Below are 12,825 nucleotides of genomic sequence, written 5' to 3'. Positions count from 1 at the left end.
GACTGGTTTCCTCAGGTGTGCTGTCCCCCGAACCCGTCCTCCGGGCCGAGAGAAGGAGCTGAGCGTGGCCGAGCGCGCGGGTACCGCGACCGGCGACATGCTGAGGCTGTTCGCCGACGGTCGACCGCGCACCCGCGCCGAGCTGGTCGAGGAGACGGGCCTCGCGCGGACCGCGGTGATGACTCGCCTGGAGCAGTTCTTCGAGCTCGGACTGATCGCGCACCTCGACCGCGCTCCGTCGACCGGCGGCCGTCCGTCCGCGCGTCTCGTCTTCGACCCGGCCGTCCGCTCGCTCCTGGCCATCGACCTGGGCGCGGCGCACTCGACCATCGCGCTGACCGACTTCGACGGCCGCATCATCGCCGAGCGCCGCGAGGAGCTCGACATCGCGCAGGGCCCCGTGGCGGTGCTCGGGCACGCGCTCGACGTCTGCGACGGGATCCTCGCCGCGGCCGGGGTCGACCGCTCCGCCCTCGCGGGCATCGGGGTCGGCGTGCCCGGCCCGGTGGAGCACGCGAGCGGCCGCCCGGTGCGCCCGCCGATCATGCCCGGCTGGGACGGCTTCGACATCCCCGCCTTCGTGCGCCGGCGCTACGACACCACGGTGCTCGTCGACAACGACGTGAACCTGCTGGCGCTCGGTGAGCGGGCCTCGCGCTTCCCGCACGCCCTCGATCTGATGTTCGTGAAGGTCGGCACCGGCATCGGCGCGGGCATCGTCTCGTCCGGGCTGCTCCAGCGCGGAGCCCTCGGCTCCGCCGGTGATCTCGGCCACGTCCAGGTGCCGCGCACGGCCCCGGCAGCGGCGGGAGGTCAGGAGGGGGACCTCGAGGCGGTCGCGGGCGGCTCCGCTCTGGCCGCCGGGCTCGCCCGGGCGGGCCGCGACGTGCAGTCGGTGCGCGAGCTGATCGATCTGCTGAAGGCGCGCGATCCCGAAGCCGTCGAGGCGGCGCGGATCGCGGGCCTCCAGCTCGGCGAGGTGTTGGCCACCTGCGTGAGCCTGCTGAACCCCTCCGTCATCGTGCTGGGTGGCGCGGTCGCCCTCGCCAGCCCGGAGATCCTGACGGCCGTGCGCTCGGTGATCGACGAGCGCTCCCTCCCCCTCGCGACGCAGCGGCTCGACGTGGTGACCGCCGAGCTGGGCGGCAGCGGGGGCGTGCGCGGTGCCGCGCTGATGCTGCGCGGGCACCTGCTCAGCCCCGCCGTGGTGGACGGCTTCCTCGAGCAGCTGCGCGCCGAGGGGCGGGCGGTCCGCTAGAGCGGCGGCCGCGCGCCCGGAGGCGGTGGCCCGCGCCGGCGCGATCCCCCGTGGACCGCGTCGGCCGCACCCGGTCAGGAGCGGACCTCCGCGCGGTCGGCGTCCTCCGGCTGGGCGCCGAGAGCGGCGGCGACGGCGGCGTCGATGCGCGCCTGCTCCCCCGCGGCCCGGCGGCGGCGGCGGACGACGGTCAGCACGATGAGCCCGATGAGCAGGGCGAGGAGGAGCACGGCGCTCCACGGCACGGCCGCGGCCGAGGTCTCGGCGGTGGCGACCGGCACGTCGGGGACGACGACGGCGGAGTCGGCCTGCGCGGCCTGGTCGGCGGTGACGACGGTGCCCGAGAGCGCGGCGCGGGCGGTCGCGACGAAGAGCGGCCAGACTCCGGCGACGGTCACGGTGCGCGAGACGGAGGTTCCGGGGAGGAGCTCGGGCAGCGGCTCCGGGTCGGTCGCGGACACCGGCGCGAGGCCGAAGAGGCCGGCGACGCTGATCTCGGCGCCCGGCGCGATGCGGGTGTTGCCCGCGTTGGTCACGGTGTAGTCGACGGTCGCGGAGCCGGGGGCGAAGGGGTTCCAGCCGCCCTGGTACGAGACGGCGAGGCCGTCGATCGACAGGCGCGGGGCGAGCTCGCCGCCGACGCGGAGGTACATGCGCGAGCCCAGGCGCCGGTCGACCGAGACTCCGGTCTCGCCCTGCACCAGGATCGAGGAGACGACGCCCGCGGCGTAGTCGCCCGGGGTCACGTCGTCGGGGACGACGACCTCGAACGGGACCTGCACGCTCTCGCCGGCGGGCACGGTGACCTCGGGCTCGGGGAACGCGATCCAGCTGCCGAGCTGCGTCGAGGGCTCCGCGGCGGGGAGCAGGTCGAGCTGGCCGGCCTCGGTGATGAAGCCGTCGGAGCCGTAGACGCGGAACGTCTGCTCCTCGTCGTCGTAGTTGGAGACGATCAGGGCGTCGCTGAGGCGTCCGCCGGGATCGAGGGCGTACGCGTAGTTCGGCCGCTCGCTGCCCTGCTCGGTGTCGGCGGGGCGCACCCCCCAGGTGACCGGCGTGGAGGCGGGGTCCGCCTCCTGGGCACCCGCCTGAGCCGAGAGGCCGCCGGCTGCGAGGAGCGTCATCAGCAGCAGGGCGGCGGTGGTGCGGGAGGTGCGTGGCATGAGCGACATCGATCAGGCTTCCGTTGCAAGGGGGGATGCCTCTCTGCGGGACGCCGCTCCGGTCCGCGGCACGCCGAGCGGGGCGGACCGGAGTGGCGTCTCACGGGGAGACGGGGGGAGGGTGGGGCGGCCCGGAGGCCGCCCCACCGGTGCTAGCCGAGCGCGGTGAGCGTCAGCGTCGCGGTGTAGGTGCCGGTTCCGACCGAGAGCGGGAGCTTCAGGTCGAGGTCGGCGCCCAGGACCGAGGATCCGGTCGGGTGCTGCGCCGCGGCGGAGCCGAGGACGCGGGGCGTGGCGAGGCCGTTGCCCGAGTCGAACCCGGAGGGGACGGCCGCGCCGGCGACGGCACCGCCCGTGTTCTCCAGGACCTCGGGGGTCCAGCCGAGGTGCTTGCCCGAGAACGTCTTCTCGCCGGAGCGGAAGTCGCTCAGCTGGCCGGTGACCGACCAGGCCGGGCCGTTGAGGCGGGTGTCGGTCACGCGGACCGGCACGAGCTCACCGGAGGCGGCGAAGTGGTCGCCCTGCTCCTCGGCGACGCCGAGGTTCACCAGGTTGCTGGTGCCCTCGAGCGTCCAGGTCAGCTCGCCCTTGTTGGCCTCGGGGACGATGACGGCCACGGCCTGGTCGCCGGCCGCCGCAGCGCCCGCCGCCGTTCCCGTGAAGGTGCCGTCGACTCCGGCGGCGGTGTTGCCCGCGCCGAAGTTGACCGCCGGCGCGTTGTCGGTGAGCGCGATGCGCCCGCCGACCGTCGAGCCCGCGAGCTGGACGTTGCCGGAGTTGCCCGAGAGCGTGAGGTTCCCGCCCACCGTGTTGCCGAGGGCCGAGGCCGAGCCGTCCTCGTTCGCGCCCAGGAGGACGCCGCGCGAGGAGCCGGTGACGGCGAGCGAGCCGCCGACGATGGCGCCCTGCACGTTCACGCCGAAGTCGCTGCCGGCGAAGGTGGCGTCGCCGCCGACGCTGGTGCGGTCGACGTCGACGTAGTTCGCCGCGTCGGTGCTGACCGAGCCGTCGACCGAGAGGTCGCTGAACTCGACGTCGATCCCGCCGGCCTCGACCATGCCGCCGACCGTGAGGTCGCGCAGGTAGAGGAAGCCGTTGCGGCTGCCGTCCGAGAACGACACGACGTCTCCGCCGACGCTGGTGCCGTCGATCGAGATGCCGTACGCGTCGGTGCCGATGACGTCGCCGCCGATGGTCGCCGAGGTGGCGTCCAGCCAGGCGTCGTCGCCGACGATGACGTTGCCGGTGACGGTCACGTTGCCGAGCACGCAGGTCTGGCCCGCGCCGACGTTGAGGTCTCCGGTGATCGTCTGGTTCCCGAGCTCGGTGGTGCAGTCCGTCGTCGCCGCGAAGGCGGACGGTGCGGCGACCATCGCGAGGGAGGCGGCCGCGAGGACCGCCGTGGGCGTCTTCCACTTCATGGGGGTTCTCCTCGGTGCGCTCGTGCGCGTCGTGCTGGTGGTGGTGCTGTCGGTGCGGCGCGCGCGGCGCGGGGTGCGCTCAGCCACGGAGCGCAGCGATCGCGGAGTAGCTGCGGGAAGCGGCCTCGAGGGAGTTCCCCGTGCTCGGCGGCGTCGCCAGCGTGGGAGCGGTGTCCTGCTCCCAGACGCCGAAGCGCTGGCCGCGGTCGCGCAGCTCCGAGAGGAACGCCTGGTAGGGCAGGTTGCCCGCGCCGAACTCGACGATGTCGTAGCCGTTGGTGTTGGCGTTGTTCGTCTTGCCGTCCTTGAGGTGCAGGATCGGGTAGCGGCGCGGGTTGCGCTTGATGTAGTCGAGCGGCTCGAAGCCCGGGTAGAGCTTCTTGCCGACGTACGCCCAGTAGACGTCCATCTCGAGGTACACGTGACGCGGGTCGGTGTTGTCGTAGAAGAGGTCGTACAGGCGGGTCTTGGGGTCGTCCGTGGCGAACCCGAACTCACCGGCGTGGTTGTGCTGGTAGAGCTTCATGCCCGCAGCCGAGACCTGCTGGCCCCACTTGTTCCACTCCTCCGCCGCGGCGAGGTAGCCCGCCTTGGTGTTGACGTTGGTGGGCGCATTGCCGGTGCCGAGGTGCGGCGTGCCGAGGATCTGCGCGATCTCGATCTGCTTGCCCAGCTCCGAGCGGAGGAGGTTGGTGCCGACGTGCGAGCCGACGGCGCGGAGGCCGTTGTCGTCGAGCAGCTGGCGGATCTGCTGCGGGGTGATCGCTCCGACGTTGCCCTGGGTGTACCCGGCGAACTCGATCTCGCTGTAGCCGATGCGGCCGAGCTCCTCGAAGACGGCCCGGAAGCCGAGCGACGAGACCTTGTCGCGGACGCTGTAGAGCTGGATGCCGATGCGGTTGATCGGGACCAGGCGCGTGGATCCGGACGAGGGCGCGGGGGCGGCCGTGGCGGGTGCCGCGAGGGCTCCCGCTCCGACGCCGACCGCGACGGTCGATGCGGCCAGGGCCGTCATCAGCGAGCGCCGGCTCATCGGCTTGGCCGTGATGGATGCGTGGTGGTGGTGCATCATTTCTCCTTCGAAATGGCAGATGGTGCAGGGGGTGGGGGGCCGGCCGGCCCGGTCGAGCCGGCCGGCCCCTGCGCGGGGGCTACTGCTGGACGGTGAGGTTCAGCAGCGCCGACGCGGCGTTGGTGTCCGCCGTGGCGGTGTGGGTGACGGTCAGCTTGTAGCTGCCCGCCGCGAGCTTCGGGAGCGTCACCACGACGTGCCCGTTCTCGTCGAGGGTCCCGGTGAGCATCGCGACGGTGGAGAGGTTCCTCTTCACCATCACGCTCACCTGACCGGTACCGGCGACACCCGTCGAGGACTTCGCGTCGACCGTGACCTGCGCGCTGGCGCCCGGCTTGACCGGGTTGGGCGAGACGGTCGCGGTGAGCTCCGAGGCGGCCTTCGAGACGATCAGGCGGGCGGTGCCCTCCGAGGCCTTGAAGGTGGCGTCCGAGCCGTACGCCGCACGGAAGGTGTGGGTGCCGGCGCCGAGGGTCTTCGGCAGGGCGAAGGTCGCCTTGCCGTCCTTCAGCGTCGCGCGGCCCAGCTCGGTGGCGCCCTCGTAGAGGACGACCTCTCCGCCGGGGTTCCCACCCTGACCGGTGACCGTGACGGTCGCCTCGCCCGGTGCCCCGAAGGTCACGCGGGGAGCCGAGAGCGCCACGGTGGTGGTCGACGCGGCGGTCGGGGCGTTCGCCGCGGCCAGGTCGATCGTGAACTTCACCGTGCCGACCGCCGAGACGTTGCCGCCGGTGTCGGTGGCGCGGTACTGGATCGTCCGGGCGCCGTTCGTGGTGAACGGGACCGTGTACGCGCCGTTGACGGCGCGGACCGTGGTCCACGTCGTGCCGTTGTCGGCGGAGTACTGGACGGTGGAGAGCGCTCCGTTGTCCGTGGCGGTGAGGCCGAGGGTCACGGGCTTGTTGTAGACGCCGCCGACGCCCGCGGGCGCTGCCGGGTCGAGGGTCGCCGCGACGGTCGGAGCCGTCTTGTCACCGGCGCCGGCACCCTGGAAGGTGAGGGAGTCGAGCGACAGGCCGTTGGGCGAGGTCACGTAGAGCGAGCCGGTGCCGCGGGGGACGTTGGTGCCGAAGGGGACGAGGACGTCCTTCCAGCCGGCTCCCGCGGGGATGATCGCCGTTCCGAAGGGCGCTGCGTCGGCAGCGTTCCAGCGGAGGTCGACGGTGCCCTCACCGGTGGCGCGGACCACGACGCCGGTCAGGTTGGCGAAGTTCACCGGGTCCCAGCGCAGGAAGGATCCCGCACCGAGTCCGCTGACGGCGTTGCCGCCGCTGGCGGTGGTGTCCGCGTAGGGCAGGACGCCCTCACGGGCGGCGTGCTCCGCCTCCTGCGTCTTCGGGTTCAGCCGCAGCGTCGCCTCGGCCGCAGCCGGGGGCAGGCCGTTGAAGCCGCCGTCCGTGTAGGTCACGACGACGGTGCCGTACAGCAGCGCGCCGGGGCCGTGCTCGGGCGAGTCCTTGGACGTCGGGAACGCTCCCTTGGCACCGGTGCCGGTGACCTCGGGGTGGGCGTGCTCGTCGTGGCCGAGGCCGTAGGTCCAGCCCACGCGGCTGCTGACGATCTGGTCGCCGTCCTCAGCGTCCTTGCCGGTCACCTGGTAGGGGATCGCGTCGCCCCAGCTGAAGAACGAGCCGTTGCCGGGCGTCTGGATCTGGATCTGCGGCGCCTGGTTGCCGACCGAGATGACCCGCGAGGTCAGGCTGAACTTGCCCTTGGCGTCGGTGACGCGCAGACGGGCCGTGAACTGTCCGAGCTCGGTGTAGGTCTTCTTGACGGTCACTCCGGTGGCGTCGAAGGTGCCGTCGCCGTCGAAGTCCCAGTCGTAGGTGAGCGCGTCGCCCTCGGGGTCGGTCGATCCCTTGGCGTCGAACGTGACCTCGAGCGGGGTCTGCGAGGCGGACAGGGGGGTCGCGGTGAAGCGGGCCTGCGGCGCCTTGTTGCCCTCGGCGTAGTCGATCCGGTACAGGCCCGCGTCGGGGTTGGCGCGGAAGAATCCGTCGCCGTACTCGATCACGTACATCGACCCGTCGGGGCCGAACTCCATGTCCATCGGGTTGTCGTGGATCGGCTGCGCGGCCTGGCTGAGCGCCGCGTTGGGGAGGAAGTCCTCGATGTGCGTGACCGCGCGGTCCTCATCGAGCGTGAACGCCGCGATGTAGTCCTGCGAGAACTCGCCGAAGAAGGTCTTCTTGTCCCAGTACTCCGGGAACTTCGACGTCGAGGTGTTCTCCGCGTCGAAGTGGTACACCGGTCCGCCCATGGGGCCCTGGCCGGTGCTGGTCCCGAAGTTGACGAGCTCGTCGAACGGCTGGTCGCCGGGGTTGTCGCCGTAGTAGACGGTCGCCGCCTTGGCGTCCGGGATGTCGACGAGGCCGGTGTTCCAGCGCGAGTTGTTCTTCAGGTTCTCCGGGTCGAAGAAGCCGCGGGGCGTCGACGTCTCGAAGTTCCACTCGTTGTACGGCGCGTTGGGTCCGTGGACGTAGGGCCAGCCGGAGTTGTGCGGCTCGTCCAGTCCGGTCGCGTTCCACTCGACGAGGCCCATCGGGCCGCGGACGCCGTCGGCCGCAGCGGCCTTCGTGGCGTCGGGGCCGTAGTCGCCCCAGGAGAGGGTGTTCGTCTCGGCGTCGACGTCGATCTTGAACGGGTTGCGGACGCCCATCACGAAGATCTCGGGGCGGGTCTTCTCGGTTCCCACCGGGAAGAGGTTGCCGTCGGGGATCGTGTACGAGCCGTCCTCCTGCACGGTGATCCGGAGGATCTTGCCGCGGAGGTCGTTCGTGTTGCCGGCGCCGCGACGCGAGTCGAAGCCCGGGTTCATGCGGGGCGCGTCGTTGTTCGGCGCGAAGCCCGCGGCACCCGGAGCGCTCGCCGGCGTGTTGTCGCCGGTGGAGAGGTACAGGTTGCCGTCGGCGTCCCAGTCGAAGTCGGCACCCACGTGGCAGCACTGCCCGCGCTGGGTCTCGATGTCGATGATCTTCTGCTCGCTCGCGAGGTCGAGGCCCGAGCCGGTCCACTTGAACCGGGAGAGGCGGTTGATGCCCTTCCACTGGTCCCAGTAGCTGTCGGTCGCGCCCTCGGGCAGCATGTTCGGAGCCGCGCCGGTCGGGGTGTTCCCGGGGGGCGCGTAGACGAGGTAGACCCACTTGTTCTCGGCGAAGTCGGGGTCGATGCCGACGGACTGCAGTCCGTCCTCCGAGTTCTGGTACACGGGGATCGTGTTGACGACACGGGTGGTGCCGGTCTTGGGGTCGGTGTGGCGGATCTCGCCGTTCCGAGCGGTGTGGAGGACCGACTTGTCCGGGAGGACGGCCAGGTCGAGGGGCTCGCCGACGTTCTTCGTCAGCAGGACCTTCTCGTAGTTGCTCCAGTCGAGAGCGGATGCTCCGCCCTCGGAACCGTGGTCCACTCCGTCGTGGGCCGAGGCGGGCAGGCCGAGGGCGGTGAGTCCGGAGACCGTCACCATCCCGGCGATGCCGAGTGCGAGAAGACGCCTGATGCTTCTTCTCGAGGATCGCTTACCATTCATGCGTGATGTGATTCCTTCAATGAGGTGTTCATCGCAGAGGCCGGGTCCGTCGCTGTCCGCACGACTGAGCGGATCCGGTCTCCTCCTGTCCGGCCCTGGGGCCGGTGTCTTGCACTCCTCCTCCTCTCGCGGATGCCGGTGGCGCTGCGCTGCGGGTCGTCAGTGATCCCGGGGCGGCGCCGAGGTGGGGGTCGGCGCGGGATGGTTCCCGCGCCGACCCGGGCTGGTGGGGCCGATCAGGACTCGAAGGCCGAGGGCAGGTACTCGGAGACGTTGTCCTTGGTGACGACCGGCGCGAAGAGCTGGATCTGGCGCGGGACGCCGAGCGAGCTGGTGTCGGCCATCGACTTGTTCTGCTCGACGAGGCGGGCGAGCTTGATGCCGTCCGCGGCCTGGGTCGAGGGGTAGACGACCGTGGCCTTGACGACGGAGTCGTCGGCCTCGATCGCGCGCATCACGTTGGCCGATCCGGCACCGCCGACGAAGAGGAACTCGTCGCGTCCGGCGGTGTCGATCGCCGCGAGGACGCCGACGCCCTGGTCGTCGTCGTGGTTCCAGATGGCGTCGATCTTCGGCGCGGCCTGGAGGAGGTTGGCCGCGGCCTGCTCTCCGCCCTGGACGGTGAAGTCGGCGGCGACGCGGTTGTCCACGTCGAGTCCGCAGCCCTCGAGCGCGTCCGAGAAGCCCTGGCTGCGCTCCTGGGTCAGCGGGAGGGAGTCGATGCCGGCGATCTCGGCGACGACGGCGTCGGGGTTGTCGCCGAGCTCCTCGCAGATGTAGGTGCCGGCGCTGACGCCCATGCCGTAGTTGTCGCCGAGGATGGTCGACCGGGCGGCGAAGGGGCTGGAGAACTCGCGGTCCACGTTGATGACGGTGATGCCCGCCTCCATCGCCTGGGTGGCGACCTGCGTGAGCGCCGCTCCGTCGATCGGCAGGAGCACGATCGCGTCGACTCCGTCGTTGATGAAGGTCTCGACCTGGCTGATCTGGAGGTTGACGTCGTTGGTGCCCTCCGCGGTGCGGAGCTCCACGTCGTCGTACTTCTCGGCCTCGGCGATGGCGGCGCGGCTGACCGCGCCCATCCAGCCGTGGTCGGCGGCGGGAGCGGTGAAGCCGATGACGACGTTGTCGCCGGAGGCGTCGTTGTCCGAGGCGGCCACGGCGGCGGCGGTCCCGCCGGAGGCGGCGTTGCCGGTCTCGACCGGGGCGTTCGAGATGCAGCCGGTGAGCATGAGCGCGACGGCGCCGAAGGCGACGCCGGCCGAGCCGAGTCGGGCGGTGCGGGAGAGGCGGCTGCGGGTGAAGGGGCGTGCGGGCATGGAAGTGATCTCCTTCGATCGATCCGAGGGGTCCGAGGGCACACGTGTCCTGCGGAGAGGTGACCTGAGTGGTCGGGTGGGTTGCTGTGTGTGGAGGAGCGGGGCCGGAGCCCCGGGGTCAGGACTTCCTGCCGCGGGCGGCGAACCGCTGCTGCAGCAGGACGGCGGCGACGATGATCGCGCCCTTCGCGACGGCCTGAGTCGAGGTCGACATGTTGTTCTGCGTGAACACGTTGGTCAGGGTCGTGAAGATGAGGACGCCGAACACGGTGCCGACGATGGTGCCGCGGCCGCCGGCCAGCAGCGTGCCTCCGACGACGACCGCCGCGATGGCGTCGAGCTCGTAGAGGAGGCCGTTGGTCGAGCTTCCGGCGGTGGTGCGGGCGAGCATCATGACGGCGGCGATGCCGGCGGTGAGCCCGGCGAGGCCGTAGACGTACATGGTGTGACGGCGGACCTTGATGCCTGCGAGACGGGCCGCCTCGGGGTTGCCGCCGACCGCGATGGTGCGGCGGCCGAAGGTGGTGCGGTTGAGCAGGATCCAGCCGGCGACGGCGACGACCACGAAGATCAGCACGAGCACCGGGATGCCGAGCACGTCGGCGCGGAAGAAGTCGAGGAACGGCGTGACCGTGACGACCTGCGTCTGGCGGTTCGAGATCAGCTCGGCGAAGCCGCGGGCGGCGACGAGCATCGCCAGGGTCGCCATGAAGGCGACGACCCGGCCGTAGGCGATCAGCGCGCCGTTGATGAGGCCGCAGACGAGGCCGACGACGACCGCGGTGAGCACGATCACCAGCCAGGAGGTGTTGGCCGCGTAGTACTGGGTCGAGACCGTGCTCGCCCAGACCGTCGCGAGCCCCATCACGGAGCCGACCGAGAGGTCGATGCCGCCGGAGGTGATGACGAAGGTCATGCCGATGCTCAGCACGCCGATGACGGCGGCGAGGCGGAGGATCGTGAGCACGTTGTCGACGCTGGCGAAGCGCTCCCCCGCGGTCGCGAATCCGACGATGCAGAGGATCACCAGCGCGAGCAGCAGCCCGACGTTGCGGCCGAGGGAGCCCTGCATGAGGCGGGCCATCCCGGAGCGGGAGTCCTTCGAGGGCACGCCCCCGGAGGAGCCTCCCGTCGCGGCCGACGCGTGACGGGCGGCGTCCTCCTGCGGACCGCCGATCGACGGCGACGCGGTGTCGAGCTGTCCGCTCACGCTGCACTTCCTTCCATGACGAGATCGAGCACGCGGTGCTCGTCGATCGAATCGGCCGGGCCCTCGTGGACCACGGCGCCGTCGGAGATCACGAGCACTCGGTCGGAGAGTCCGAGGACCTCGCCGATCTCGCTGGAGACCACGAGCACGGCGGCGCCGTTGGTCGCGAGGTCCCTGATCAGGGTGTAGATCTCGGCCCGTGCGCCGACGTCGACCCCGCGGGTCGGCTCGTCGAGCAGCAGGACGCGGCAGCCGCGCACGAGCCAGCGGGCGAGGAGCGCCTTCTGCTGGTTGCCTCCGGAGAGGGTGCGGGCGTCGCGGTCGACCCCGGAGGGCCGCAGGTCGAGGGAGACCGCCTGCTCGGCCGCCGCCGCGCGCTCGGAGCGCTCGTCGAGGAAGCCGCGCTTGGCGAAGCGGTCGAAGGTCGAGAGGGTGATGTTGCGGTAGACCGGCTCGTCCAGGAGCAGGCCCTGGCTCTTGCGCTCCTCCGGGCAGAGGCCGATGCCGGCGTCGACCGCCGAGGTGACGGAGCCGGCGCGCAGGCGCTTGCCCGCCACGCTGACCGTCCCGGTGCTGGCGCGGCGCGCCCCGTAGATGGTCTCGAGGATCTCGGAGCGGCCGGAGCCGACCAGCCCCGCGAGGCCGACGACCTCGCCGGCGCGGATCTCGAGGGAGACGTCCGAGAAGGAGCCCTGCAGGCCCAGCTTCTCGACCTTCAGCAGCGTCTCGGCCTCGACGTCGAGCTCCTGGCGGTCCGGGAAGACGTACTCGACGGCGCGGCCGGTCATCAGGGTGATGAGCTTCGAGGTGGGGGTGTCGGCGACCGCGAGGTTCTGCGCGACGGTGGCGCCGTCCTTGATCACAGTGATCCGGTCGCCGATGGCGCGGATCTCGTCGAGGCGGTGCGAGATGTAGACGATGGCGACGCCGGAGGCGGTGAGCTGGCGCACCACGTGGAAGAGGTTCTCCACCTCCTCGGAGTCGAGCACCGCGGAGGGCTCGTCCATGATGATGACCCGCGCGTCGTGCGAGAGGGCACGGGCCATCTGCACGATCTGCTTGCCGGCGGCGGAGAGCGTGCCGACCTCGCGGTTCGGCGAGATCTCGGAGTGCCCGAGGCGCTCCATCAGCTCGCGGGTGATCCTCGTGGCCTTCGCCCGGGCGGTGAAGCCGCCGCGGGAGAGCTCGTGGCCGAGGAAGATGTTCTCGGCGACGGAGAGGCCGTCGACGACGTCGAGCTCCTGGTACATCGTCGCGATGCCCAGGGCGAGGGCCGCCGTCGGGGACGGGATCGTGACGACGTTCCCGTCGACGAGGATCTCGCCCTCGGTGGGCTGGTGGGCCCCGGCGAGGGTCTTGATGAGGGTGGACTTGCCGGCGCCGTTCTGGCCGAGGAGGCAGTGCACCTCACCGGGTCGGACATCGAGGTCGACGCCGTCGAGAGCACGGGCGCCGGGGAAGACCTTCACGATGCCGCGCATCTGCAGAAGCAGCTGCTGAGACTCGTCGGAGGTGCGGGGAAGAGGCTGTGCAGCAGTGCTGCGGGGGTCTGCGGTGACCATGCGGATGAAGCTACTTCCACTTACGTCGCGGGTCAAGCAAAAGTTCTGAACCGATTCGAAGGCGGTTCGAGTGATCGCCCAGTCGCCCCGAGGGCTTCCTGCTACCGCGTCAGGGCTGGGATCCGCGGGATTACGCGACATCTGACGGCGGCGGTTGAGACATTCCGTCCGTGATAGAGCGCTCTCCGAACCCTATGAACGCGCTCATGTCCGTGCAGCCCGGGCGCGTCGCCCCGGAGGCGGCCTCGCCGAGCGCGGTAGCGCCCGCGCCCCGACCCGTGGCAGGGTCGTACG

The 12,825-nt window shown here is 71.4% G+C and carries 8 protein-coding genes; 1 reads left to right on the top strand and 7 read right to left on the bottom strand.

Annotation, left to right across the window (positions count from 1 at the left end):
- Nucleotides 1-64 precede the first annotated feature (64 nt).
- Nucleotides 65-1,258 (top strand): ROK family protein, encoded by a 1,194-nt coding sequence (locus C5D50_RS05975; RefSeq protein WP_244229502.1) that lies wholly within the window; start codon nt 65-67, stop codon nt 1,256-1,258.
- A gap of 74 nt (nt 1,259-1,332) precedes the next feature.
- Here the strand turns inward: C5D50_RS05975 and C5D50_RS05970 are convergent, their stop codons facing one another.
- The 7 genes from C5D50_RS05970 to C5D50_RS05940 form a co-directional block, all read right to left on the bottom strand.
- On the bottom strand, nt 1,333-2,421 hold the full coding sequence (locus tag C5D50_RS05970; RefSeq protein ID WP_146078976.1) for a hypothetical protein: 1,089 nt from the start codon (nt 2,419-2,421) through the stop codon (nt 1,333-1,335).
- Between the two features lie 152 nt (nt 2,422-2,573).
- Nucleotides 2,574-3,842: a hypothetical protein gene (locus C5D50_RS05965; RefSeq protein ID WP_104255859.1), complete on the bottom strand. Its 1,269-nt coding sequence runs from the start codon at nt 3,840-3,842 to the stop codon at nt 2,574-2,576.
- A gap of 79 nt (nt 3,843-3,921) precedes the next feature.
- Entirely contained in the window at nt 3,922-4,911 is a 990-nt protein-coding gene (locus C5D50_RS05960) for a sugar phosphate isomerase/epimerase (RefSeq protein ID WP_219813126.1), read from the bottom strand.
- A gap of 82 nt (nt 4,912-4,993) precedes the next feature.
- A complete protein-coding gene (locus tag C5D50_RS05955; protein ID WP_181137308.1) occupies nt 4,994-8,440 on the bottom strand; it encodes a PQQ-dependent sugar dehydrogenase in 3,447 nt (1,148 codons plus the stop codon).
- Nucleotides 8,441-8,676: 236 nt separating this feature from the next.
- On the bottom strand, nt 8,677-9,759 hold the full coding sequence (locus C5D50_RS05950; protein ID WP_104222461.1) for a substrate-binding domain-containing protein: 1,083 nt from the start codon (nt 9,757-9,759) through the stop codon (nt 8,677-8,679).
- A 118-nt stretch (nt 9,760-9,877) separates the two neighbouring features.
- Nucleotides 9,878-10,843: an ABC transporter permease gene (locus tag C5D50_RS05945; RefSeq protein ID WP_104222491.1), complete on the bottom strand. Its 966-nt coding sequence runs from the start codon at nt 10,841-10,843 to the stop codon at nt 9,878-9,880.
- A 122-nt stretch (nt 10,844-10,965) separates the two neighbouring features.
- Nucleotides 10,966-12,450, bottom strand: a complete 1,485-nt coding sequence (locus C5D50_RS05940) for a sugar ABC transporter ATP-binding protein (RefSeq protein WP_208543410.1) — start codon at nt 12,448-12,450, stop codon at nt 10,966-10,968.
- Nucleotides 12,451-12,825 lie beyond the last annotated feature (375 nt).

It is taken from the genome of Rathayibacter sp. RFBD1 (genome assembly GCF_002932915.1).
GTDB lineage: Bacteria > Actinomycetota > Actinomycetes > Actinomycetales > Microbacteriaceae > Rathayibacter.
This window is presented reverse-complemented; position numbering and strand designations above follow the sequence as displayed.

Bases quoted from the DNA above. Each gene is read 5' to 3' on its own strand.
- C5D50_RS05970 (WP_146078976.1), bottom strand. From the start codon at position 2,421: ATGCCACGCACCTCCCGCACCACCGCCGCCCTGCTGCTGATGACGCTC.
- C5D50_RS05965 (WP_104255859.1), bottom strand. From the start codon at position 3,842: ATGAAGTGGAAGACGCCCACGGCGGTCCTCGCGGCCGCCTCCCTCGCG.
- C5D50_RS05960 (WP_219813126.1), bottom strand. From the start codon at position 4,911: ATGCACCACCACCACGCATCCATCACGGCCAAGCCGATGAGCCGGCGC.
- C5D50_RS05955 (WP_181137308.1), bottom strand. From the start codon at position 8,440: ATGAATGGTAAGCGATCCTCGAGAAGAAGCATCAGGCGTCTTCTCGCA.
- C5D50_RS05950 (WP_104222461.1), bottom strand. From the start codon at position 9,759: ATGCCCGCACGCCCCTTCACCCGCAGCCGCCTCTCCCGCACCGCCCGA.
- C5D50_RS05945 (WP_104222491.1), bottom strand. From the start codon at position 10,843: ATGGCCCGCCTCATGCAGGGCTCCCTCGGCCGCAACGTCGGGCTGCTG.
- C5D50_RS05940 (WP_208543410.1), bottom strand. From the start codon at position 12,450: ATGCGCGGCATCGTGAAGGTCTTCCCCGGCGCCCGTGCTCTCGACGGC.